This window comes from Streptomyces sp. DSM 106670 (genome assembly GCF_055792845.1).
In genome coordinates, this window is sequence record NZ_CM147704.1 from 4819649 (window position 1) to 4843083 (window position 23435).

General features: G+C 71.7%; 22 protein-coding genes. 7 read left to right on the plus strand and 15 right to left on the minus strand.

The window, feature by feature from the left end:
* The first annotated feature begins 65 nt into the window (after positions 1 to 65).
* Complete coding sequence (locus ACSMXR_RS21320; RefSeq protein WP_086778706.1) at positions 66 to 590, plus strand: GNAT family N-acetyltransferase; 525 nt, start codon at positions 66 to 68, stop codon at positions 588 to 590.
* On the opposite strand, the gene ACSMXR_RS21325 is transcribed toward ACSMXR_RS21320, so the two are convergent.
* The 3 genes from ACSMXR_RS21325 to ACSMXR_RS21335 all read right to left on the minus strand — a co-directional run bounded on the left by ACSMXR_RS21325 (position 587) and on the right by ACSMXR_RS21335 (position 4208).
* Positions 587 to 1690, minus strand: a complete 1104-nt coding sequence (locus tag ACSMXR_RS21325) for a methyltransferase domain-containing protein (RefSeq protein ID WP_473169679.1) — start codon at positions 1688 to 1690, stop codon at positions 587 to 589. The genes ACSMXR_RS21320 and ACSMXR_RS21325 overlap by 4 nt on opposite strands.
* A gap of 935 nt (positions 1691 to 2625) precedes the next feature.
* Positions 2626 to 3468, minus strand: a complete 843-nt coding sequence (locus ACSMXR_RS21330) for a helix-turn-helix domain-containing protein (protein ID WP_137234759.1) — start codon at positions 3466 to 3468, stop codon at positions 2626 to 2628.
* Positions 3465 to 4208: a DUF6879 family protein gene (locus ACSMXR_RS21335; RefSeq protein ID WP_473169680.1), complete on the minus strand. Its 744-nt coding sequence runs from the start codon at positions 4206 to 4208 to the stop codon at positions 3465 to 3467. The genes ACSMXR_RS21330 and ACSMXR_RS21335 overlap by 4 nt, the downstream gene beginning before the upstream one ends.
* 546 nt (positions 4209 to 4754) lie before the next feature.
* Between ACSMXR_RS21335 and ACSMXR_RS21340 the strand changes: the two genes are divergently transcribed.
* Positions 4755 to 5837 carry a MarR family transcriptional regulator gene (locus tag ACSMXR_RS21340; RefSeq protein ID WP_473169681.1) on the plus strand — a complete coding sequence of 361 codons (1083 nt, stop codon included), beginning with the start codon at positions 4755 to 4757 and terminating at the stop codon, positions 5835 to 5837.
* 48 nt (positions 5838 to 5885) lie between these two features.
* Here ACSMXR_RS21340 and ACSMXR_RS21345 read toward each other — a convergent pair whose 3' ends face one another.
* Positions 5886 to 6350 carry a MarR family winged helix-turn-helix transcriptional regulator gene (locus ACSMXR_RS21345; protein ID WP_137234762.1) on the minus strand — a complete coding sequence of 155 codons (465 nt, stop codon included), beginning with the start codon at positions 6348 to 6350 and terminating at the stop codon, positions 5886 to 5888.
* Positions 6351 to 6540: 190 nt separating this feature from the next.
* On the opposite strand from ACSMXR_RS21345, the gene ACSMXR_RS21350 reads away from it, so the two are divergent.
* The 3 genes from ACSMXR_RS21350 to ACSMXR_RS21360 all read left to right on the plus strand — a co-directional run bounded on the left by ACSMXR_RS21350 (position 6541) and on the right by ACSMXR_RS21360 (position 8489).
* Complete coding sequence (locus ACSMXR_RS21350; RefSeq protein WP_086779660.1) at positions 6541 to 7197, plus strand: hydrolase; 657 nt, start codon at positions 6541 to 6543, stop codon at positions 7195 to 7197.
* Between the two features lie 129 nt (positions 7198 to 7326).
* Positions 7327 to 8049, plus strand: a complete 723-nt coding sequence (locus ACSMXR_RS21355; protein WP_473169682.1) for a class I SAM-dependent methyltransferase — start codon at positions 7327 to 7329, stop codon at positions 8047 to 8049.
* 26 nt (positions 8050 to 8075) lie between these two features.
* Positions 8076 to 8489: a DUF4259 domain-containing protein gene (locus ACSMXR_RS21360; protein WP_137234764.1), complete on the plus strand. Its 414-nt coding sequence runs from the start codon at positions 8076 to 8078 to the stop codon at positions 8487 to 8489.
* Positions 8490 to 8502: 13 nt separating this feature from the next.
* Here ACSMXR_RS21360 and ACSMXR_RS21365 read toward each other — a convergent pair whose 3' ends face one another.
* From ACSMXR_RS21365 to ACSMXR_RS21400, 8 genes are all read right to left on the minus strand, one after another.
* Positions 8503 to 9117: a Uma2 family endonuclease gene (locus ACSMXR_RS21365; protein ID WP_137234765.1), complete on the minus strand. Its 615-nt coding sequence runs from the start codon at positions 9115 to 9117 to the stop codon at positions 8503 to 8505.
* A gap of 162 nt (positions 9118 to 9279) precedes the next feature.
* Complete coding sequence (serC, locus tag ACSMXR_RS21370) at positions 9280 to 10398, minus strand: phosphoserine transaminase (RefSeq protein WP_473169683.1); 1119 nt, start codon at positions 10396 to 10398, stop codon at positions 9280 to 9282.
* A 93-nt stretch (positions 10399 to 10491) separates the two neighbouring features.
* The gene (locus ACSMXR_RS21375; protein ID WP_473169684.1) at positions 10492 to 11724 is read right to left on the minus strand and encodes a cytochrome P450 family protein; all 1233 of its coding nucleotides are present in this window, start codon (positions 11722 to 11724) and stop codon (positions 10492 to 10494) included.
* Positions 11721 to 12983, minus strand: a complete 1263-nt coding sequence (locus tag ACSMXR_RS21380; RefSeq protein ID WP_137234768.1) for a cytochrome P450 — start codon at positions 12981 to 12983, stop codon at positions 11721 to 11723. Before ACSMXR_RS21380 ends, ACSMXR_RS21375 begins: the two co-directional genes overlap by 4 nt.
* Positions 12980 to 13654, minus strand: a complete 675-nt coding sequence (locus tag ACSMXR_RS21385) for a GTP-binding protein (RefSeq protein WP_218525222.1) — start codon at positions 13652 to 13654, stop codon at positions 12980 to 12982. Before ACSMXR_RS21385 ends, ACSMXR_RS21380 begins: the two co-directional genes overlap by 4 nt.
* Positions 13635 to 14006, minus strand: a complete 372-nt coding sequence (locus ACSMXR_RS21390; RefSeq protein ID WP_030083166.1) for a DUF742 domain-containing protein — start codon at positions 14004 to 14006, stop codon at positions 13635 to 13637. The genes ACSMXR_RS21385 and ACSMXR_RS21390 overlap by 20 nt, the downstream gene beginning before the upstream one ends.
* The gene (locus ACSMXR_RS21395) at positions 14003 to 14425 is read right to left on the minus strand and encodes a roadblock/LC7 domain-containing protein (protein ID WP_030083168.1); all 423 of its coding nucleotides are present in this window, start codon (positions 14423 to 14425) and stop codon (positions 14003 to 14005) included. The genes ACSMXR_RS21390 and ACSMXR_RS21395 overlap by 4 nt, the downstream gene beginning before the upstream one ends.
* Positions 14422 to 16026, minus strand: a complete 1605-nt coding sequence (locus ACSMXR_RS21400) for a sensor histidine kinase (protein ID WP_473169685.1) — start codon at positions 16024 to 16026, stop codon at positions 14422 to 14424. The genes ACSMXR_RS21395 and ACSMXR_RS21400 overlap by 4 nt, the downstream gene beginning before the upstream one ends.
* A gap of 288 nt (positions 16027 to 16314) precedes the next feature.
* Here ACSMXR_RS21400 and ACSMXR_RS21405 point away from each other — a divergent pair, with 288 nt between their 5' ends.
* Positions 16315 to 19242, plus strand: a complete 2928-nt coding sequence (locus ACSMXR_RS21405) for an FAD-binding and (Fe-S)-binding domain-containing protein (protein WP_473169686.1) — start codon at positions 16315 to 16317, stop codon at positions 19240 to 19242.
* A 19-nt stretch (positions 19243 to 19261) separates the two neighbouring features.
* On the opposite strand, the gene ACSMXR_RS21410 is transcribed toward ACSMXR_RS21405, so the two are convergent.
* Complete coding sequence (locus tag ACSMXR_RS21410) at positions 19262 to 19762, minus strand: hypothetical protein (protein ID WP_473169687.1); 501 nt, start codon at positions 19760 to 19762, stop codon at positions 19262 to 19264.
* 359 nt (positions 19763 to 20121) lie between these two features.
* On the opposite strand from ACSMXR_RS21410, the gene ACSMXR_RS21415 reads away from it, so the two are divergent.
* Positions 20122 to 21138, plus strand: coding sequence for an ArsR/SmtB family transcription factor (locus ACSMXR_RS21415; RefSeq protein WP_473172421.1), 1017 nt, complete (start codon positions 20122 to 20124; stop codon positions 21136 to 21138).
* A gap of 45 nt (positions 21139 to 21183) precedes the next feature.
* On the opposite strand, the gene ACSMXR_RS21420 is transcribed toward ACSMXR_RS21415, so the two are convergent.
* Positions 21184 to 22341 (minus strand): serine hydrolase domain-containing protein, encoded by a 1158-nt coding sequence (locus tag ACSMXR_RS21420; protein WP_473169688.1) that lies wholly within the window; start codon positions 22339 to 22341, stop codon positions 21184 to 21186.
* Between the two features lie 107 nt (positions 22342 to 22448).
* Complete coding sequence (locus ACSMXR_RS21425; protein WP_473169689.1) at positions 22449 to 23333, minus strand: LysR family transcriptional regulator; 885 nt, start codon at positions 23331 to 23333, stop codon at positions 22449 to 22451.
* Between the last annotated feature and the right edge of the window lie 102 nt (positions 23334 to 23435).

The following is a 23435-nucleotide window of genomic DNA, read 5'->3' on the forward strand; positions in this document are numbered from 1 at the left end:
CGCACCGGCGGTGAGCTGCCGAAATCAGGTGCCCGGTGCGGACGGTCGGCGTAGGGTCGAGGGCCGTGCCGACCACCACCGGGCCCCTGCCCTTCACCACACCTCGCCTCGACGCGCTGCCCCTCGATCCGGCATACGCCGAGGAGATGGCGGCCGTCCTCGCGGACCCGGCGTTGTACGTGTTCACCGGGGGCGGCCCGCCGGACCCGGCCGCACTGCGGTCCCGGTACGAGCGGCAGTGCGCCGGTTCGCCGGACCCCGGCGAGCTGTGGTGGAACTGGGTGCTCCGGGTCCGTGCGGACGGGCGCCTGGCCGGATACGTCCAGGCGACCGTACGGGGTCCGCGTGCGGAGATCGCCTGGGTGGTCGGGACGCCGTGGCAGGGCCGGGGCTACGCGAGCGAGGCGGCGAAGGGCCTTGCGGCACACCTGACTTCGGCCGGGGGCGTCCGGACGCTCGTCGCCCATGTCCACCCCGACCACGCCGCGTCGGAGGCGGTGGCGTCGGCGGCGGGGCTCGCGCCGACGGGGGAGTGGGAGGACGGCGAGCGACGCTGGACGGGCAACCCGCCCGTGCCGGGTGCCCGTTAGGGCCGGCCAGGCCGGATGACCTCGTGCGGGTCGCGTAGCCATACCTGCTGCCCCCGGTCGGTGACGGTCAGCCCGAACTGTTCGGCGTCGGGCCGACCTTCCGTCTCGTACTCCCACCAGGTCTGTTCGATCTCTTCCCAGAGGAATCCGGGCCCGTACTGCCACGCTTCCTCTCCGGTGGCGGCTGTCGCGGCGGCTCCGTTTTCGCGGGTCGCCCACACTTGGACGCCGTTGTCGGTGTTCTGGTGGATGAGGCGTACGCCGGGGAGCCGGGCCCCGGCGTAGAGGGCGAACCCGAGGTCGAGGAGGAGGGCGGGGTCCAGACCTGCGGCACGCGCCCGCCCTTCTCCGTGTACGTCGTGGAGATCAGGCACGCGATGCGCTCTCATCGGCATGTACGTGGCTCCGCCGCGGAACGGGCCGGTCGCGGTGCCGTCGTCCTGGACGTGGAGCTGGACCAGGGCTCCGGACCAGAACTCCCGGGCGAGCGGGGCGACGACGATCCCGCCGGGCCGGACTTGTCGGAGCAGTGTGTACGGGATGTAGCGCAGGGCGCAGGTGGCGATGAGCCGGTCGACCGGGCCCAGGCCGGGCCAGGGCTGCTCGCCGTCGCCGACCCGCAGATGCGGCCGGTACCCGGCCTGAGCGAGAGCGTCGGCTGCCTGCCGGGCCACGACCGGGTCCAGCTCGACGCTGTGGACCAGGTCGTCACCGAGCCGCTCACACAGCAACGCAGCGACGTACCCGGTGCCGGTCCCGATCTCCAACACCCGCTGATCGTCCTCGATGTCGAGCAGGCCGAGCATGCGGGCGACCATCGAGGGCATCGAGTTCGACGACGTCGCGATGCCGGGTCCGTCCTCGTCCCCGTCGTCGAGTTGTGTGACGACCGGCTCGTCGCTGTTCACCAACGCCAGCCACGCGTCCGTCCCCACCACCGGCTCGCACCGGTCCGGGAGCTGCCGCCACACATCGGCCGGGACGAACCCACTACGCGGCACAGCATCGAACACCCGCCGCCAACGGGCAGTGAGCAGCCCACCATCGGCCAACTCCTGCACCAGCGCCGAGTACGTAGGAACCTCCTGCGCGGTGCTCATGACTGCGGCACAAACTGGGGCCGGCTGCCGTCCGGCGACGGCTTCGGCTCCTGCGGCGGGGTCCAGGGCTTGTCCGACGGCGGCCCTCCATGCTTGCCGGCCTCGACGGGTACGGGGGTGCTGGTCATCGTCCATCTCCTCTGATCGGTGAAGCTGACTGGTCGACACGGTGGTGCAGTCGGTAGATCCCGTACGGCGGAAAGACATCAACCCGGCGCGGACAGCCACCCTCGGCACACGCCCGGCACAACAGATCCCGACCAAGGACAGTGCGCCGGACGGCGGTCACCGGTGCGCGCCAACACGCCTCACACGTACGGACATCCGCGACCGACAGGTCGAAGGTCATCCGGCATCCCGGAAAGCAGGGGTCAATACGTGGCACGGGCAGGTGCACTCCGGCAAGCGGCACAGGGCATGCACCCCGGCCAGGTCCGTCACCAACGCACTACGGCAGACAACGCTGCACGGACCCTCCGCACCCGCCGACAAAGCGTCCAGAGCAACGACCGCCCCTCCAGACACATCGGCGGCAGTGATCGGATCACCACGCCACAACAGCGTCACCCCATGCTCCGGACAATAGGCACCCGTCTCGTCCTCGACCGGAGACTCGTGCGCGACCCCCTCCGCGAAACACCTCATCCGCGCCGCGCCTCCCGCCAAGCACGACCCAACCGCACAGCTGTCGGACAGGAGACTCCGGCACGGCAGCTGGCGCAGGTCGTGGTGTGGCCAAGAAGTCTGCGGTAGGTGGCTTCCGGCCGGGCTGAGGGCATGGTCAGCGCGCTCATGGCTCTCTTCCTTCGGGCAGGTGTGGGCAAGGGCGGCACGCCTCGGCGTGGCCATGACCAGCACGTTAGAGAGCTGAGGGGGCATGTGATGGGCGATTGCGCCGGGTTGCGAATCCTGCTCGACACGTTGAGCGCAGTTGGCTAGTCGAGCTCCAGCGACGCCCGCGCCCGACCGATCAAGCGCCGCGCCTGAGGCCCCTGGACCGCGGCTTCGGCCATCAGGTCCCACGCCCGCTCGTACAGAACAACGTTCTCCTCGTCGTCGAGCCACATCTCGGTGTTGAGCGTTTCGACGATCACGCGACGCCGGTCATAGATCCAGAACCCGTGGCCCGGTGCACGCCGCAGTTGCGCGCCGAGGGGCACCACACCGATCTCGACGGTGTCCAGGCCGATCAGCCCGGCGAGGCGGTCCAGCTGTGCGGCCATGACTTCGCGGGGGCAGGTCAGTACGTACAGTGCCGCTTCCCACACCACGAACCGGAAGAGCTTGCCGGCCTCGTACAACGCCTCTTGGCGGCGCATACGTGCCCGGACCGCTGCCTCGATGTCCCGAGGGATCCTGCGGAACTCGGCGTTCGCCTGAAACGTGTGCCGGGCGTAATCCGCAGTCTGGAACAGGCCCGGAATGCGCGACACTTCCACGCCTCGGATGAGCTTCGTAGCCGTCGTCTCGGTGACGGCCAACTCCTGGCGTGCCCGATGACCACCGGCGAGTTGTCGTCGCCACGACCGGTACTGCGATTCCAGTCCGACGAGTCGTCCCCGTAGCTCGGTTGCCACGTCAGGCCGCCCCACCGCTTGAGACCACTCCGTGAGGTCCCTCGCGGTGGGGGTCTGCTTTCCCGTCTCCAGGCGCGAGACCTTCGAGCGTTGCCAGCCGAGGGCCTCGGCCACTCCCTTGCCGTTGAGACCGGCTTCACTTCGTAGCTCGCGGAGCCGTGCTCCGAGAGCGATCCGCGCGGATTGGAAGTCGGTGCTCACCCTGTCGAAGCTACCGCCTTCGCGAAATCAGCGGTGCGGGTCGCGTGGTGCCAGGCCGCGTCTCGCGCCTGACAGGCAGCTGCGACCTCGGCCGGGTCCTCGCTGAGGACGACGCCGAGCGTTGTGTCGTTCTCGTCGAAGACGAACCGTGCGACGAGCCTGGAGTCGAACAGCCAGAAGTCGTGGTCCGGCAGGCCGATGCGCTCGGCCTCGGCCCGGGGCAGGTTGCGGATGTCCTCGCCTGCCGACACGTTGCTGTGCCCACTGGCGAGAAGGAACCGTTGCCCCTCGGTGAGGGGCTGGTCAACGAGCCGGACCCGTTCGAACCGCTTCCCCTCCGCTGTCTGCGCGCGGACGTTCTCGCGCCATGCGTTGTCCGGCTCCGTCGCGATGTCCGCGCCGCTCTTCCACCGTTCCCACTTCGGGCCGTTGCGGTCGGAGGCGTATCCGCGCCGGGTCTCCAGCCGGAACGCGGTGTGCTTGAACTCGCGGAACAGCGGGGCGATCTCGGAGAACGGCACCATCTCGGGACGGGTGGTGCGTGGAGCGAAGCGGACCAGGAGGGCGCGTGGCACCAGTACGAACGTCTCGCTGTCCTTCACATCGCGGAGCTGGGCAAGCTGCTCGGGGTCGGTCACGCGGTCGCCCTGAACAAGGATGTCGGTGGTGCCCTCGACCTCGTAGAGCGTGGGGCAGTCTCCGTCGTCGCTGGTCGTACCGAGGAACCTCAGGTGCGTCATCGAGCCCTCCGTCTGTGCTGGGTGGGGATCCAGAATGCGGCGGATCGCGCGAGGCCACCGATGCATTGCGCGGAATTGCAGATCGTCGTCCAGACACGGCAGTTGCGCGCAACCGATGACGGGTGAGTACTGGCATGAGCGTCCTGAGCTTGGCGGGGCGTTCCGAGCCGGTCCGCCCAAGTTCCCTACCGACCCCGAAGCTCGGGTCCCGAGCCCCCGGCCTCGGGCTTCGGGGCGGTCCGGTCACTCTTCCGGGGGTACGTGAAAGGGGCCCCGGCCCGAAGCTCGGGTGCCGAGACTCGGGCTTCGGGATGCGAGACCCGAGGTTCGAGCGCCTTCCTTAACCGGTAGGTAGAAGAAGGGGGTTGGGGAAAACCTACCCTCCCTCCCCACCCCGTCACGGCCAGGAAGTATGACTAATCGTGACAGCTTGCGGCGCAGCGTGACCGCCGCTTACGGTGCGAGAACTAAACGACCCCGACGCGGTGTTACAGCACCAGGCCGGGGTCTCACCGCAAGATCGACACGCAGCAGAAAGCCGACCTCGTGGCTACACAGCACATTAGCTCCGCCCCGCCTGCCCCCGCACTTTCCGCCGCTTACCCGATGGCCAATCCCGGGTACGGCAAACGCTCCGCCCCGGGGCAGCAGGCCCGGACGCGCAACGACTTCTGCCTCCTGCCGACGCGCGAACGCTACGTCGCCGGATTCGTCGACCACCTTCCCGACGGTGCCGCGATGAGCGTCAAGCAGCTGGCCAAACAGCTCCCGCTCTACGGGCAGCAAGCCATCTCCACCGCCCTGAACGCCCTCTCCGTCGCCGGGCACCTGCGACGCGTCCGGTGCTCCGTCACCAACGCGCGCGACGAAACCCGCTGGGTCTTCCGCTCCTTCTGGTCCCGCACCGCACGCGACAACGAGTGGTGGAACACCTACCTCGCCACCGAGAACAGCAGCTCGGCCGCGAGTTCCGGACCGGACATCCCGGAGTTCGACGCAGCGCTCCCGCCACTCGGGGGCCTGGCCGAGGAACCGGCGCCCGCACCGGAAGAATCCCGTACGGAACAGGCCCCCGAACTCCCCGCCGTACCGCACCAGCGCACCCCGGACCAGGAACCGGCTCCGGACGCCGAGCCCGCGCCGCCTGCCCCGGAAGCGGCCAGCTTGACGTCCCCCGCCTACCTCGCCCTCGCCCGCCTCGGCCGTGACGATCATCGGCTGACGCTCTCCGCCGCCGACTGTGCCGCCCTGGAAGCGCAGGCGACGGAATGGCTCGCCCGGGGTGTGACCGTCGACTACCTGACCAGGGCCCTCACGGCAGGGCTTCCCGCCCAGGTCGACAGCCCGGTCGGCTTCGTCCGCCGCCGTCTCGTCGACAAGATCCCTCCGCGGCTACCCACCGGGAACGCCCGGTCCAGCAGCCCCGGCCCGGCCCGCCGCATCCTCATGGAATGCACCGACTGCGGCCGGCCCGGCCGCCCCGAAGCCCTCTTCGACGGGCTCTGCCGCCCCTGCCGCGAAGCCCACTCCCTGGGCGAGGAGGACGCGACTCGCACCGCCGACACCGCCGACATCGCCGACGTCAAGCTACGCATGAGCAACCTCCGCGAGCTGCTCAAACCCGTCTGACCCTGCCTCGCTAGCCGATGCGTACGGCGCGGCGTTGTCCGGAGCCGGTCAGTCGGGCTGCTTCTCCATGTGGGCTAGGACGCGGTTCGCGATGCGGGCGAGGGCGTCCAGCTCTTCCTGGGTGAGCGCGTCGATGAACAGCCGCCGGACATGTTCGACGTGCAGGGGCGCGGCCTCCTCGATCGCCTCCCGGCCGGCCGGGGTGGCGACGATGAAGGAGCCGCGTCCGTCGTCGGGGCATTCCTCCTTGGCCACCAGGCCGCGCTTCGCCATCCGCGCCACCTGGTGGGACATGCGGCTCTTCTCCCACTCCACCAGCTTGGTGAGGTCCATGAAGCGCATACGTCCGCCGGCCTCGGTGAGCTTGGCCAGCACGAGGTAGTCGGCGGGGGACATCCGGGAGTCTGCCTGGACCTGGCGGGAGAGCCGTCCGATGAGCTTCTCCTGCATGCGGATGAAGCCGTCCCAGGCGGCCTGCTGGTCCGGGGTGAGCCAGCGAGGCGTCGCGTTCATGCGAGGAGCGTAGCGAGGCCGTACGGACTGTCTCCACCGGATCCTCGGCATGGGCGCCAAGTCGCCCGCCCCGAGTGGTGGTTGACCCATCAACCATCCATGCCTAATGTGGATGACGCGTCAACCAAATGATGTCGGAATGCCGGTCGTCGTCCGGATCCACGGGCGCGACGCTCCAGAAGGGGAACCCATGAGCACCCAGAACAAGGCCGGACTCGATGCGCTGCTGACGCCCGAGGAGAGCGTCCTGGTGCTGATCGACCATCAGCCGTTCCAGGTCGCCAACCTGAACAGCCATGAGCCGACGATGGTCGTCAACAACGTCGTCGGCCTCGCCAAGGCGGCCAAGGCGTTTGACGTCCCGACCATTCTGACGACCGTCCTGGAGGAGCGCGGCGGCCTGATCCTCCAGGGGATACAGGATGTGTTCCCGGAGCAGAAGCCGATCAACAGGACCCTCGTCAACACATGGCAGGACGAGCGCGTCGTCGACGCCGTCAAGGCGACCGGGCGCAAGAAGCTGATCCTCGCGGGGCTCTGGACGGAGGTCTGCCTGGCGATGCCCGCCATACAGGCGGCCGGTGAGGGCTTCGAGGTCTATGCCGTCGTCGACGCTTCGGGAGGCGCTTCGGTGGAGTCGCACGAGACGGCGGTGCGACGCATGGTCCAGGCGGGTGTCGTGCCGATCACCTGGGTGGCCGTGCTCGCCGAGTGGCAGCGCGACTGGGCCCGCGAGGAGACCGTGCCGGCCGTGATCGAGATCCAGGCCCAGCACGGCGGAGCCTCGGGTATCGCCTACGCCTGGGAGCAGCAGCTCCTCGCGACGCCCCCCGGCAGCGCTGCCTGACGCCGAGGCCGCTCGATGGCGGACGGGTGGGGAGGGGAGGGAGCGGGCGGGGGAGGGAGGGGAGAGGTGTCAGCACTCCCTCTTCCCGCCCTCCCCTCCCCTCCTCTCTCTCCGCCTAAAGTGACGGCCATGACCGTCTCCGGCCCGGCCACCGACTTCCAGCGCGCCACCCGTGACTCGTACGACGCCCTGGCCCCCGCCTACGTCGAGTTCGCGCGCGGCGAGCTGGCCGCCAAGCCCCTGGAACGCGCGCTGTTGGGTACGTTCGCGGAACTCGCGGCGGCGAGCGGCGGCGGCCTCCCGGTGGCCGATGTCGGCTGCGGAACGGGCCGGGTGACCGAGTACCTCCACGGACTCGGCCTGGGACTGGACGTGTTCGGTATCGACCTCTCCCCGCGGATGATCGCGGTGGCGCGGCAGGAGCACCCCGGGCTGCGCTTCGAGGAGGGCTCCATGCTCGCCCTCGGCCTGCCGGACGCGTCGCTGGGCGGCCTGCTCGCCTGGTATTCGACGATCCACGTCCCGGACGAGGAACTGCCGCGCGTCTTCGCGGAGTTCCACCGCGTGCTGGCGCCCGGCGCCCACGTACAGCTGGGCTTCCAGGTCGGCGACGAGCCGATGCGTATGTCGGAGGCGTGGGGTACGGAGATCTCCCTCGACTTCCATCGGCGGCAGCCGGAGAGGATCGCCGAACTGCTGCGGGACGCGGGCCTGGAGGTCGTGTCCCGGGTGTGGCGGGAGCGGGAGACGGACGGGCCGTTCCCGGAGCGGGTGCCGCAGGGGTTCGTCCTCGCGCGCAGGCCGATTGTCAGTGGTGGCTGTGAGGATGGGGACATCAGCGCGACGGACTGACCGGCACACGGATTGAGGGGGACCCCATGGGCGCCTGGGACATCGGCCACTTCGACAACGACACCGCCGCCGACTTCGGCGGCCGGGTCGACGACGCGGAGACGGCGAAGAAGGCGGATGTGCTCCGGGACGTCCTGACCGCCGTCGCGGACACCGGGCCGGAGGACTATGCGGACGGCGGTGAGGAGGCGGTGGCCGCCGCCGCGCTGATCGCCGCCCAGTGCCCCGGCGGCGAGCCCGTCACCACGGCGTACGGCCCGAAGGAGCCCCTGCCGCCGCTCCCCGCCGACCTGCGCCCGCTGGCCGTCCGCGCCCTGGACCGCCTCACCGCGAAGAACGCGGAGCCGCTGGACCTGTGGGCGGACGCCGGCGCGGACCAGGAGTGGCTGGCGGGGATAGCCGCGCTGCGGGCGGTGCTGGCGGGCGCGCCGGGGGAGTGACCTCCGAGGACTCTCAGCGTTTCGGGCTGCCCGCGCGTACGAGTTCTTCGACGTCCAGGGAGACTTCTGCGCCGATGGAGTCGGGGAGGGTGACCGTTTGGCCGGGCGCGTAGACCTGGTGGTTGTCGTAACCACCGGCGAGCGGTTCGGTCAGGACGTGTACCCGGCTGTGCTTGCGGTCGAGGATGACGTAGACCGGGATCTTGGCCAGGGCATAGGCGGTGACCTTGTTGCGGAGATCGTTCTGGTAGTTCCCGGAGGTGACCTCCAGCACAAGACGGAAGACGCTGGGGTCGTAGGTTGCGTTCTCGGCCTGATGGTCTCTGTAGTCCGCGTCGACGAGCGCCAGATCGGGGATGGCATAGTCGTAGGGGCCACTGGGCAGCCAGAGACCGGCCCCTTGAAGGACTCTGGACTCCTGGCCGTGGAGCCCCGCGGCTCCGAACAGGAGCGCGAGTGTGGTCAGCGCGTCGGCGTGCGGGCCGTCCGGGGACGGGGCCACGGTGATGACGCCTCCGATGATCTCGACGCGGCGACCCGGGAGCTGATCGGACAGTTCGTTGGCGCTGTCCAGCAGCGAGAATTCCGGCTCACCGTCACAGGGGTGCTCGACTGCTGCTGCAGACATTGCGGGCCTCCTGGAATGGGCTGGTGTCGAGAGCATCATCGTAGGGCGGGACTGCCCGAGATCGCGCTTCTGGCATATGCCACCCGGTCGAGTGAAGCAGAAACGGCCCGGCACCCACGTGGGTGCCGGGCCGCCTCCGTACAGCCGTACAGAACCGAAGGGCTACAGCTTCTCGATCACGTAATCGATGCAGGCCGTCAGCGCCTGCACGTCCGCCGGGTCGATCGCCGGGAACATCGCCACGCGCAGCTGGTTGCGGCCCAGCTTGCGGTACGGCTCGGTGTCCACGATGCCGTTGGCGCGCAGCACCTTGGCGACGGCGGCCGCGTCGATCTCGTCCGCGAAGTCGATCGTGCCGATGACCTGCGAGCGCTTCGCCGGGTCCGTGACGAACGGGGTGGCGTACTTCGACTCGTCGGCCCAGCCGTAGAGGTGGCCCGACGAAGCCGCCGTGCGGCCGGTCGTGAAGTCCAGGCCGCCCTGGGTGTTCATCCACTTCAGCTGCTCGTTCAGCAGGAAGAGGGTGGCCAGCGCCGGGGTGTTGTACGTCTGGTTCTTCAGCGAGTTGTCGATCGCCGTCGGGAGCGAGAAGAACTCCGGGATGTGCCGGCCCGAGGCGTGGATCCGGGCGGCGCGCTCCAGGGCGGCCGGGGAGAAGACACCGATCCACAGGCCGCCGTCGGAGGCGAAGGACTTCTGCGGGGCGAAGTAGTAGACGTCGGACTCGGTGATGTCGACCGGCAGGCCGCCCGCGCCCGAGGTGGCGTCCACCAGGACGAGTGCGCCCTCGTCGGCGCCCGCGACGCGCTTGACCGGGGCGGCGACACCGGTGGAGGTCTCGTTGTGGGTGAAGGCGTAGACGTCGACGCCCGCCTCGGCCTGCGGGTCCGGGTGGGTGCCCGGGTCGGAGGCGATGACGGTGGGGTCGGACAGCCAGGGCGCGAGTTTCGCGGCCTTGGCGAACTTCGACGAGAACTCGCCGAAGTTCAGGTGCTGGGACTTCGAGTCGATCAGACCGTGCGTCGCCACGTCCCAGAAGGCGGTGGAGCCGCCGTTGCCGAGGATGACCTCGTAACCCTCGGGGAGAGAGAAGAGGCTGCGGACGCCGTCCCGTACCTCGCCGACCAGGTTCTTGACCGGGGCCTGGCGGTGGGACGTACCGAGGAGAGAGGTGCCGGTGGCGGCCAGCGCGTCGAGCGCCTCCGTCCGCACCTTGGAAGGACCGGCGCCGAAGCGTCCGTCGGCGGGCTTGATGTCAGCGGGAATCTGGATGTCGGCCACGGGACGGAGCGTAGTCCCTCGGTGGCACGGCTTCGTAACCGTGTCCGTCCGATGAGACGTGCGCTCCGACCTGTGGACCGCGTGCGCGGGGGCCTACTTCTTGTCGCCGCCGAACGGGCAGCCCAGCTTCACCGGCAGCTCGTGCAGGTCGTTCTGCGTCACGATCGGCTTGTTGCGCAGCTCGGACGCCGGGACCGCCAGGTCCAGTTCCGGGAAGCGCTCGTAGAGGGCGGGGAGCGCGATGCCCGCCTCCAGGCGGGACAGCGCCGCGCCCGGGCAGACGTGCGGGCCGTGGCCGAAGGCGATGTGGCGGTTCGGGGTGCGGGTGGCGTCGAACTCGCCCGCCGTCGGGCCGTACTGCTCCTCGTCCCGGCCCAGCGCGCCGAACGAGATGATCAGGCCCTCGCCCTTGGGCAGGACCTTGTCGCCGACCTCGATGTCCTCCGTCGCGAAGCGGATCAGGACGTGCGAGGTCGGGGTGTTCCAGCGCAGCGTCTCCTCGATCACGCCGTCCCACGGGATCTCGCCGTTCAACACCTTCTTGCGCTGCTCCGGGTGGGTCTGGAGCGCCTCCACGACGTTGACGATCAGGCTGATCGTGGTCTCGTGTCCGGCGGCGATGATCAGCTGCAGCGTGTTGACGATCTCCTCGTCGGTGAGGTGGTCGCCGTTCTCGGAGGCCGCGATCAGGGCGCTGGTGAGGTCGTCGCCGGGGCTGGTCCGCTTGGCGTCGACGATCTTCGTGAAGAGCGTTCCGAGGTCCGCCATCATCTGCGGGACCTCCTCCGGCGGCGTCTGCGTCGAGAAGAACTTCTCGAACAGCTCCTTCAGCCGCGGGTGGTCCGCCGCGTCCACGCCCATCAGCTCGCTGATGACGTTCATGGGGAGGGGGTAGGCGAACTCCGCCTTGAGGTCGACCGGCTCCCCGGCGGGCAGCGCCGCCAGCTTCTCCAGGCTCGCGTTCGTGAGCGTTTCGATGCCCGCCCGCAGCCGCTCCACCCGTTTCACCGTGAGCGCCTGCGCCACCAGCGTACGGAGCCGGCGGTGGTCGGCCCCGTCGACCGTCAGCATCGAGCGGCCCGGGTTGGCCAGGCCGATCAGCGGCCAGTCCATCGGTATCTCGCCGCGCTGCCAGGCGCCCCAGACGTTGATGTCCTTGACCACCCGGCTGTCGGTGAGCAGCGCGCGGGCCTCCGCGTGGCGGGTGACCGCGTACACGTGTACACCGCCCGGCAGCTCCACCTCGGCCAGCGGACCGGCGGCCCGCAGCGCGGCGCTCTCGCCGTCGAGGTCGGTGACGAACGGGTCGAGCGCGATGCGGGTCATGCGGGGCCTCCGTGGCTTCCGGGTCTGCCGAGGGCGGGGGTGGGCGTGAAGAGCACCGGCAGGTCCGTCAGACCGCGCAGCCACGGTGACGGGCGGCGGGTGAGCTGCTCGGGGGCGACGGCGAGGTCCACGTCCGGCAGCCGGTCGAGCAGGACCTCGATACCGGTACGGGCGATGACCTCGGCGGTCTCCTGGGCCGGGAACGGGCAGCGGTGCTCGCCGTGTCCGAAGGAGAGGAAGGCGTTGTTGCCGCCGGTCAGCGCCGAACCGTCGGTGCGTACCTGCGGGTCGCCGTTGGCGGCGGCGAGGCCCAGGAGCAGCAGGTCGCCCGCGCGGACGTGGCGGCCGCCGATGTGGGTGTCGCGGGCGGCCCAGCGGCCGGCCACGTTCTGCGTCGGGGTGTCCTCCCAGAGGACCTCGTTCATCGCCTCGGCGACGCTGTGCCGGCCGCCCGAGAGCGAGGCGGCGAACCGGTCGTCGGTGAGCATCAGGCGCAGGGAGTTGCCCATCCAGTCGGCGGTCGGCTGGTGGCCGGCCGCCATCATCACCATGAGGTCCTGGGCGACCTCCTCGTCGGTGAAGCCGCCGGTGTCGGCGATCATCCGGCTGGCCACGTCGTCGCCGGGCTCGGCGTGCTTGTCGGCGAGGAGCTGGAACATCGAGGCGGCCAGGTGCTGCTGTCCGGCGAGCGCCCGCTCCCGGCCGTCGATCATGTCGTTGATCGCGCCGACCAGCGGATACGCCTCCTCGTCGGAGAAGCCGTAGATCCTGGCCAGGACCAGGGCGGGCAGCAGCTTGGCGTACTCCGCGATGATGTCGACCGAGCCCTTGGTGCAGAACCGGTCGATCAGCTCGTCCGCGAACTCCTCCGCGTACCGCTTCAGGGAGAACGGGTCGACGCCCTCCAGCGCGTTGCTGATCATCATGGCGCGGACGCTGTGGCGCTCGCCGACGGTGTAGAGGATCGAGTTCTGCTTGCGCCCGATCATCGGCAGCAGCGGCCAGTCGTCCGGGATGCGGTCCCACTGGTTCCACAGGTCGGAGTCCCGGCTGAACAGGACCGGGTCGCCGGTGACCTGGTGCAGCTCGCGGTAGCCGAGGACGAGCCAGGCGGGCACGTCGCCGTCCAGCACGACCGGGGCGATGGCCCCGTGTTCGCGGCGCAGGTCCCGGTAGAGCTGGACCGGGTCGATCTGGAAGCGGGGCCCGGACAGCGGGACGGAGGTGTGGGTGACGGGGCAGCCGGAGACAGTGGTCACGGGGCGGACTCCGGGGTCGGGCCGGCCGCCGCCAGGGCCGCCGTGGGAGCGGCCGCCGCGGAGGCGGTCGTTCCGGTGGCCTGGAGGCGGGCGGCGGAGAGCGCGGCGAGGTGCTCGACGAGCGTGATGAGCACGTACTTGCTGGAGGACCGGTCGCGGGCGTCGCACTCCACCAGCGGCACGTCCTCCGAGAGGTCCAGGGCCTCCCGGATCTGCTGCTCGCTGTGGAGCGGGCCTCCGAAGTCGTTGCACGCCACGATGAACGGGGTGCCGTGGTGCTCCAGGCGGTCGATGGCGTACCAGGAGTCGGCGAGCCGGCGGGTGTCGACGAGGACGACCGCGCCGAGCGTGCCGGAGAACAGCCGGTCCCACAGGAACCAGAAGCGTTCCTGTCCGGGCGCGCCGAAGAGGTACAGCACGGAGCGTTCGTCGAGCGTGATCCGGCCGAAGTCGAACGCCACCGTGGTGGACGTCTTGGCCTGGACGCCGTCGAGGTCGTCGACGGCCTCGCCCGCGCGGGTCATGGTCTCCTCCGTGTTGAGCGGACGGATCTCGCTCACGGATCGGACCATGGTGGTCTTGCCGACCCCGAAGCCGCCGACGACAACGATCTTGAGTCCGTTGTCGGCCGTCGCGCTCAGGGCGGCGCGGTCAGAGGTTGCGGAGTCCAACGAGCACCTGTTCCAGGATGTCGGGGTCGGGGAGCCGGTCCGCGACACGGGCTGTACGGGGGTGGCGGGCGCTGATCCGGCCGGTGTCGAGCAGATCGCACAGCATGATGCGGACGATGCTGACCGGCAGGTTCAGGTTCGCGGCTATCTCGACGACGGCGGTGGGGCCCTGGCACATCCGCAGGATCGCGACGTGCTCGGACTGCATCCCGGGGGCCGGATCGCACTCGGCGACGACGAGCGTCACCAGGTCGAAGGCGGCGGAGTCGGAACGGCTGCGGCCACCGGTGAGGGTGTACAGCCGGTCCGGATCGTCGTCGCGGCCCGGTCGGGGGCGGGGTGCCGTCGTCATACGGCCGAACTCTCTGCCACGGGTGAGCGCGGCGGGGCGACCAGGTGCTCACCGAGCTGCTCGACGAGCTCGCTCATGTTGTGGCCGACGAGGCCGACGTCGGAGTCCTCGTCGGCGACGACGGCCAGGTGGGCCCCGGCCCCCGCCTCGACGATGAACAGCACGCCGCCGTAGAACTCGGCCATCGCGGACCGCACGCCGCCGGTGCCGTCGCCGAACTCGACGGACGCCCCGTGCGACAGGCTCTGGATCCCGGCGGAGATCGCGGCCAGCTGGTCGGCCTGGTCGACGGAGAGCTCGGGGGTGCGGCACAGCTTGAGGCCGTCGCGGGACAGGACGAGGGCGTGGCGGGTACCGGGGGTGCGGTCGAGCAGCCCCTCCAGCAGCCAGTTGAGCTTCTCGTCGGTGGTCGCGGTCATCGGGTGTTGCCTTCCGGGTGCGAAGAGTTGGCTCGTACCGCCTTGCTGAAGGTGCTGAAGCGCGCGGCCTGGACCTTCGGGTCGGTGGTACGGGCCCGGGGGGTGTCGGCTCCGCCGGGGGTGGCGTTGCCGGTACGGGCTTCGGCGGCGGCCAGGGTGCGGCCGCGGCGGCGCTTGGGCAGGCCGCTCTCGCCGAACGCGGGCACGGCGCCGGTGGACTCCGACTCCGACTCCGCCGCCGGGGTCGGGGGTGTGGAGGCGTCGTCCTCGGCGAGGGACCGGGCCGTGGGGGCGGCGTCGGCGGTGTCCGTTCCGGCGGCCGAGGCGTGCGAGGGCTCCGGCTCGGCGGGGGTGGAGGCGGTGGCGGTGGTCGGCGCGGTGGTGCCGGCCCGGTCCTGCGCCCGGTCCGGGCCGGTCTGGGCCGGGATCGTCGCCGTCGCCGTCGGGGCCGCCGCCGGGGCCGCCGCGGTCGGTGCGGTCGCGCGGGAGATCAGCTCCTGGGGGAGCATCATCAGCGCGCCGGTGCCGCCCCGGGCGGATGGCCGGAAGGAGACGGTCAGGCCGTGCTTACGGGCCAGCCGGCCGACGACGGCGAGCCCGAGGCGGGTGCCGGAGAGGTTGGTGAGGTCCTGGTTCTCGGCCGAGACGGCCCGCTCCGCACGGCGCAGCTGCACCTCGCTCATGACGAGCCCGCTGTCCTCGACGGTGATGACGATGCCCGCCGGGACCTCCTCCACGTACACATGGACCTCGGCGGTGGGCGGCGAGAAGTTGGCCGCGTTGTCGAGGAGTTCGGCGAGCGCGTGCATGACGCCCTCGGCCGCGTGACCGGCGATGGCGACATCGCTGGTGGAGTGCAGCCGGACCCGCTGGTAGCTGCCGATCCGGCCCATCGCGCCGCGCAGGATCGACTCCATGACGATCGGCTTGGCCCAGCGCCGCCCGGAACGGGCCCCGGTCAGCACGGCGATGGAGTCGGCGAGGCGGCCCGCCTGGGCGGTGCGGTGGTCCAGGTGGAGCAGGTCCCCGAGCACGGACTCGTCGGAGTGCCGGTGCTCCATCTCGCGGAGGTCGGCCAGCATGCTGGTGGCCAGGGCCTGCATCCGCCCCGCCGCGTTGGCGCAGGCGGCGACGGCCGCGGAGCGCTCGGTCTCGGCGCGGGTGGCGCGGGCGGTCAGCCGGTCCACGGTGACCTGGAGCCGGGCCTGCTCGGCGGCGGCGTCCGCGGCGATCCGCTCGTTCTCGGCGCGGGCCTCGGCGGCGACCCGGGCGGTCTCGGCGGAGGCGGCGCCCTTGATCCTGGCCGTCTCCGCGGTGAAGCGCTGGGCCTCGACGGCGGAGGAGGAGACCAGCCGCGAGGTCTCGGAGGTGAACCGCTGGGCGTCGGCGGCCCGCAGGGCGCGCAGCGTCCGCGCGGTCCCCAGGGTGTGGACGGTGACGGCCACGCAGACGCTCAGCAGCACGGCGGCTGCGCCCGCGCCCCAGGCCAGCGGAGTCCGTACCGTGTCGGGGGCCGCGGCGACGCCCCACAGGGTCAGCGTGCCGGTTGCGGCTGCCGAGATCAGCAGGGCGAGTGCGGTGGGCCGGTGTGAGGGGCGCAATCGGAGTCCTCGGTGGCGGACGGTGCGGGCGGTATGGGGCGGAGCGGGCGGTACGGGCGGTACGGGCGGTACGGATCGAGCGAAACCGACCAGTCGAATTCAGGACAGTTCGGTACGGGTGCGGGCGATCATGCACAACTGGAGCTGATAGTTCCTGCGCAAGTCTTGGTCACTATAGGAGACTTGACGGTCTGTTTGGGAAGATCTTGTGGGCTTTTTTGTGCGGCTTACCCACTTTCGTCCGCGCGGATCCCAAGAGTTCACCTGTACCGACGGCATGCTGAAGGAATGGCCGAACAGCATCGACCGCGTACCGGACCTTCCCCCGCCGCTTCCCCGGCTTCCCCCGCTGCTTCCCCGGCTTTCGTCGCCGCGCTCCGCTCCGCCGTACGCGGCACGAGCGACTTCGGGGCCACCGCACGGGCGTTGACGACCATGGACGCCTCCAACCACCGCCGCGTTCCGCTCGGCGTGCTCGCCCCGCGCGACGCCGACGACATCGCCGCCGCCCTGGCCGTCTGCCGGGAGCACGGGGTGCCGGTCGTGGCGCGCGGCGGCGGCACGTCCATCGCCGGACAGGCCACCGGCACCGGCCTCGTCCTCGATCTGACCCGCCATCTGCGCACGGTCCTCGACCTGGACCCCGCCGCCCGCACCGCCGTCGTCCAGCCCGGAGTGATCCTGGACGACCTGCGGGCCGCCGCCGCACCCCACGGCCTGACCTTCGGCCCCGACCCCTCCACCCACAGCCGCTGCACCCTCGGCGGAATGATCGGCAACAACTCCTGCGGCGCGCACTCGGTGGCCTGGGGCACGACGGCGGACAACGTGCGGGCGCTGTCGGTGGTCCGCTACGGCGGCGAGGCGCTGCGTCTGGAGCAGGGGAGCGGCGAGCACCCCGAAGGCGCCCGGGGCACGCGCGGGGCGACGGCCCACGGCCCCGAAGGCGTCACCGAACTGATCGCCTCCCACCTCGCCCTCCTCCGCACCGGCTACCCCGACCTGCCGCGCCGCATCTCCGGGTACGCGCTCGACGCCCTGCTCCCCGAACACCCCGGCGGCCCCGACCCGGTCCGGGCCTTCTGCGGCAGCGAGGGCACCCTCGGCGTCGTCACCGAGGCCACCGTGCGCCTGGTCGAGGCCCCGCGCGCCCGCGCCCTGGCCGTCCTCGGTTACGCCGACGAGTCCGCCGCCGCCGACGCCGCCCCGGGCCTCCTCCCGTACGGCCCGCTCACCGTCGAGGGCATGGCCGCCGACCTCGTACGGGAGTCCGCCGGGCTGCCGCGCGGGGCCGCCTGGCTGTTCGTCGAGACCGGCGGCGGCACCCCGGCCGAGGCGAGAGCGCACGCCGAGCGCGTCCTGCGGGCCGCCGACGCCGTGGACGCCACGGTCGTCACGGACCCGGCCGGGCAGCGGGCCCTGTGGCGGATCCGCGAGGACGCCGCCGGCACCGCGACCCGGACGCCCGACGGCAGTGAGGCCTGGCCCGGCTGGGAGGACTGCGCGGTGCCGCCCGCCCGGCTCGGCGCGTACCTCCGCGACTTCCGGGCGCTGCTCGCCGAACACGGCCTGCGCGGCACCCCGTACGGCCACTTCGGCGACGGCTGCATCCACGTCCGTATCGACTTCGACCTGATCAGCCCGGAAGGGGTGGCCCGCTTCCGCCGGTTCTCCGAGCAGACGGCCGACCTCGTCGTCGCGCACGGCGGCTCCCTCAGCGGCGAACACGGCGACGGCCAGGCGCGCGCGGAGCTGCTGCCCCGGATGTACGGAGACGAACTCGTCGCCCTCTTCGGCCGGTTCAAGGATCTGTGGGACCCGGACGGCGGCCTGAACCCGGGCATCCTCGCCCGCCCCGCCCGCCTCGACGAGAACCTGCGCTTCGCGGTCCTGCCGAAACGCCCGGTGGACGTGGAGTTCGGCTACCCGCAGGACGGCGGCGACTTCGCGGGCGCGGTCCGCCGCTGCGTCGGCGTCGCCAAGTGCCGTACGGAGAAGGCGAGCGGCGCGGGCGTCATGTGCCCGTCCTTCCGGGCGACCGGCGAGGAGGCCCACTCGACCCGGGGCCGGGCCCGGCTGCTGCACGAGATGCTGGCGGGCGAGGTCATCACGGACGGCTGGCGGAGCACGGAGGTGCGGGACGCGCTCGACCTGTGCCTCTCCTGCAAGGGCTGTCGCAGCGACTGCCCGGTGGGCGTCGACATGGCCACGTACAAGGCGGAGTTCCTGCACCACCACTACCGGGGCAGGATCAGGCCCGCCGCCCACTACGCGATGGGCCGCCTCCCGCAGTGGCTGCGGCCGGCCGCCCCGTTCGCCCGCCCGCTCAACGCCCTGGCCCGGCTGCGGCCGCTCGCCGCGCTCGCGAAACGGCTGGCCGGGATCGCGCCCGAGCGCACGATCCCGGTCCTGGCGACGGAGACGTACAGCCGTTGGCTGCGCCGTCACCAGGGCGGCGGGACGCACATCCTCTCCTCGGACCGGGTGGTGGCCCTCTGGGCGGACACCTTCACCGAGCATCTGTCACCGCAGGTGGGCCGGGCGGCCGTCCGGGTGCTGGAGGAGGCGACGGGGCGTACGGTGCTGCCGCCCGTCCCCGGACTGTGCTGCGGGCTCACCTACGTGTCGACCGGCCAGCTCGACGCGGCCCGCCGCGTGATGCGCCGCACCCTGGACCGGCTCGGCCTCTTCCCCGGCCACCCGCTCGTCGTCCTGGAGCCGAGCTGCGCCGCGACGCTCCGCACCGACCTGCCCGAGCTGCTTCCCGACGACCCGCGCGCCGCCGAACTCGCCTCTTCCGTCCGGACGTTCGCCCAGTATCTGGAGGAGTACGCCCCCGACTGGACCCCGCCCCGACTGGACCGGCCGGCCGCCGGTCAGACGCACTGCCACCAGCACGCGGTGCTCGGCGACGCGGCGGAACGCAGACTGCGCGACCGGCTGGGCCTGACCGGCGAACTCAGCGGCGGCTGCTGCGGACTGGCCGGGAACTTCGGCTTCGAGAAGGGTCACTGGGAGGTGTCCACCGCCTGCGCGGAGGAGCAACTGCTGCCCGCCGTAAGGGAAGCGGGGCCCGGTACGGAACTCCTCGCCGACGGCTTCTCCTGCCGCACCCAGCTCGACCAGCTCGCCGGACGCCGGGCCCGGCACCTCGCGGAGGTCATCGCTGAGGCCATCGCGGAGACCGTCGCGGAGGAGCTGGAGCCCGGCGCATGAGGCGACTGATGCGGCGTGATCAGCAGTTACGGATGGACCAGACGGGGGACCAGTCCTGTTGCCGCTTCTCGGGGAACGGCTTGAAGGTCTTGATCGCGTTGCCGCTCTGACCGTAGAAGGTCGACGTCGGGGTGCCGGTCTGCTTGTTCCAGTACGGGCCGGTGCCCGCCCAGTTGGCGAGGTAGTACCGCTTGCAGGTGTAGAGGAAGTAGATCTTCCACTTCGAGTTGGTCGGGTTCCAGACCGCCGTGCAGAGGTTGCCGGCCCTGCAGCTGAAGGTGCCGCCCGGATCCACGTGCTGATAGCCGGGGCTGGGGGTGGTGGTGATGGTCGGCGCCACGGCGGCCGCTCCCCGGGCGGCCGCGGTCTCCGCGCCCTCGGGCGCGGCCGGGGCGGTCAGGATCTGCTCGCCCGCACCCCGGTCGGTGGGTGCGGCGGCCTGGGCGGTGCCGACGAACGGTGCCAGCAGCACGATGGACAGGGCGCCGAGGGCGCCGAGGGTCGAACGGTGCTTGCGCATGTGTGAATCCCCCTGTCGGACGACGGCGCGCGAGCTCCGCACGCCGGTGTGTACGGGAGTGTCGGTGCTTCCCCGTGCCCCGTACGCCATCCAAGGTGTCGGCGCGGGCGCGGTCCGCGCCACACGGTGAAGCTCCCGCTTAAACGAGCGTCGGCAGGGCGGTCCGCGCGTCGAAGAAGTGCCGACGAGGGCATACTTTTCGGACATTCCCGAGACTTCCGCTTGTTGCCGTCGTGGCGGGAACCGAGGGTGATAGGGCCGGTCCGACCACGGGGGGTCGTACGTGCCGCAGCGCTTCGGCGGGCTCTGGTGTCTCCTCGCGTGAACCACCGTCGTCAGAGGAGATTCCCTTGCTGCGGGTGCACTTCACCACCGAGGACATCGCACGCGTCCGCGTCGCCACGGGCCCCGATCCGCTGTGGGAGATCGTCAACAGCTTCCATGTGCTGCTCACCGGGGCGAAGCCGCTGGTGTTCGGCGACTGGCGCCGACGCGTCCTGCACCGGCCACCTCCGGCCATCCGGCCCCTGGGCCCGTTGCTTCCGCCGCGCGGCTTCTTCCCGGACTTCCTCACCCCCGACCTGCGCGGCGACCTCGACCTGCCGCACGCGGTCGACACCGTGCTCGGCACCCCCCGGGCCGTGCTGCGCGGCGATCTGCGGCGGCTCGCCGCCGCGCGCCCCCGGTCACGGCCGCTGCCCGCCGAGACCCGGGCGCTCGCCGACGGGAGACCGCAGGACCTGCGCCGGCTGGGCGAGGCGCTGCTCGGCTACCACCGACAGGCGCTGGCGCCGTTCGGACCGCGGATCCGGGAGCGGCTCGACGCCGACCTGACGGTCCGGGCCCGGGCGGTGCTGAGCGGGGGCACGGAAGGGCTGCTGCAGAGCCTGCGTCCGGTGCTGCGGTGGCGGCCCCCGGTGCTGGAGGCCGACTACCCCGTCGACCGGGACCTGCGGCTGGAGGGACGGGGACTGCTGCTGCAACCGTCCTTCTTCTGTGTACGGACGCCGATCACGCTGGCCTGCGAGGAGCTGACACCGGTCATCGTCTACCCGGTCGAGCACACCCTCGGCTGGGCGGCGGACCGGGACACGCCCTGCGGTGCGGGCGGCCCGGACGGTCGTGGCGGCGGGCTGGGAGCGCTCATGGGCTGCACCCGCGCCGCCGTCCTGGAAGACGTCGTGAACGGGCGCACGACCGGCGACCTCGCCCGACGGCTCGGCATCTCCCCGGCCGCCGTCAGCCAGCACACGGCGGTGCTGCGCGGATCGGGCCTGCTCCTGAGCGTCCGCCGGGGCCGGCACGTCCTGCACACCGTCACCCCGAAGGGCCTCGCCCTCCTGGACCACCCGCACGGCACTCCGGTCGCCGGCTGAGCGGACGGGAGCCGGGAACGCCCGCCCGCCCGGCCGGCCCCGGCCTCAGCGCACCGCCTCCACCGCACGGATCACGGCCTGTGCCAGACGGGCGTTCTCGGGCGCCGCGCCGCCCGGGTAGGCCCAGGTGCGCCGTGTGTATCCGTACGCCACCTTGTTCACCGGGTCCGCGAAGGACTGCGAACCGGCGGCCCCGGCATGGCCGATCGAGCCCTCGCCCAGGAACGGATAGGACTGCCGCACCCGTTCGAAGCCGAGGCCGAAGCCGTCGACCGTGCCGGTCACCAGGTCGGTGCCGAGCAGATGCGGCCGGCCGAACTCGGCGAGCGTCTCCGGCTTGAGCAGCGGCGCCGCGCCGTCCAGGCCGCCCACGGCCGCCGCGTACATCCCCGCGAGACCGCGCGCGTTGGCGACGCCGCCCACCGAGGCGGGGCTCAGCGCCCGTGTCGTACGGGAGTTGACGAGGTCCACCAGGTCGATCGGGGGCTTGGCCCCGGCGCTGAAGGCGATGGCGGTGAGGCTGTCGGGGCCCGCGTCGTTCGCCTGGAGCTCCGCGAGCTGCTCGGGGGTGGGGACCAGCGGGCGGATCGGCACGTACCGCGGCTCCAGCGCCTCGGGCAGACCGAGGTGGAAGCCGAGACCGTACGGGGCGCGGACCCGCTCCTCGAAGAGCTCCTGGACCGAACGGCCCGTCACCCGGCGCACCACCTCGCCGGTGAGCGCGCCGATGGTCAGCGCGTGGTACCCGAAGGCCGTGCCCGGCTCCCAGTGCGGGCGCTGCCCCGCAAGACGGGCGGCTATCAGCCGGTCGTCGGCCAGCTCGTCGAGGGTGAACCCGTCGTCGGCGCCGATCAGTCCGGCGCTGTGCGCGAGCACATCGCGCAGGGTCAGCCGCTCCTTGCCGCCGCCGGTGAACTCCGGCCAGTAGGCGGTGATACGCCGGTCCAGGTCCAGGACCCCGTCCTGCACGAGCAGGGCGACCACCAGATGGGCCGCGCCCTTGGTCGAGGAGAAGACGGCGGTCAGCGCGTCGCCCGTGATGCCGTCCCCCGCCCAGAGGTCCACCACCGGCCGGCCGTCCAGGTACGCGGCGAGCTGCGCGCCGGGCTCGGCGGTCTCCTCGGCCAGGACGGCGGCGAACTCCTCCCGTACGCCCTCGAAACCCTCGGCCACCGTTCCGTGGACGGCGATGTCGTACGCCATGGCTCTCTCCCCCTGATGCTTCCGCTGTCTCGTGTGTCCTCCCAACAGGAGGCAGCGGCGGGGAAATTCCCGGGGGAGTCGTGCGTCTCACCGCGCTGGTCGCGCACTTACGGGCCGCTCGCGATGATCTCGCGTGCCAGTGCGGCCAGTTGGGGGAGGGCCGGGTGGCCGGGGGCGTCGCGGCGGGCGAGGAGGACCGGGACGCCCGGGGCGTCGTCGAGCGGGACGTAGGCGACCCCGGTGTGCGGGTGCAGAGCCGCGGTCGATGCGGTGGAGACCCCGCTGCCGCGTCCGGCGGCGATGGCGGTGAGCCAGTCGTCGGTGTTGCCCACGGTGAGGGTGGTGGCCGGGCGGGCGTGCGGCGGCCAGAGGCCGACGGTCGTGGTGCCGGAGACGGTGTTCAGGACGACGGGTCCGTCCGCGAGGTCCGCGAGGGCGAGCGAGGCGCGTCCCGCGAGCGGCCCGTCCGCGGTCACCGCCGCCACCCGGACCTCGGTGAACAGCACCTCCGTGACGAGCCCCGGCGCGTCCACGGGCCCCCGCAACAGCGCCGCGTCGACCTCGCCCCGGGTCAGACCGGCGGTGCGGTCGTCGATCCGCAGGAGTTCCAGCGGGGTTCCCGGGTGGCGCTCCTGCCAGGTCCGCAGCAGCGGTGTGGTGTACGGCCCGAACGCGGACCAGGCGTGGCCGAGCCGCAGCGGCCAGGTGCGCAGCCGCCCGGGGGCCAGCGCCTCGTCGAAGGCGGCGACCGCGGCGGCGGCCTTGTCGCGGAAGGCGACGCCGTCGGGGGTCAGGGCGAGGTGGTGGGTGGAACGGTCGACGAGCCGGACGCCCAGGTGCCGTTCCAGCGCCGCGAGGGTGCGGGAGACGGCGGGCTGGGTGAGCCGGAGGCGGGCGGCGGCGCGCGTGATGTTGAGCTCATCGGCGACCGCGAGGAAGGCCCGCAGATGCCGGAGTTCCATGGGGCGGCCGGTGGAGGGTCCCTCGTTCATGCGTGGTGAGCATAACGAGAGCGTGATCGGTATTTCACGGAACGCGCGGGCGTCCATACGGTGAAGGAAAACCGCTGGCGGCAGAGTGCGGCTTCCCGTACT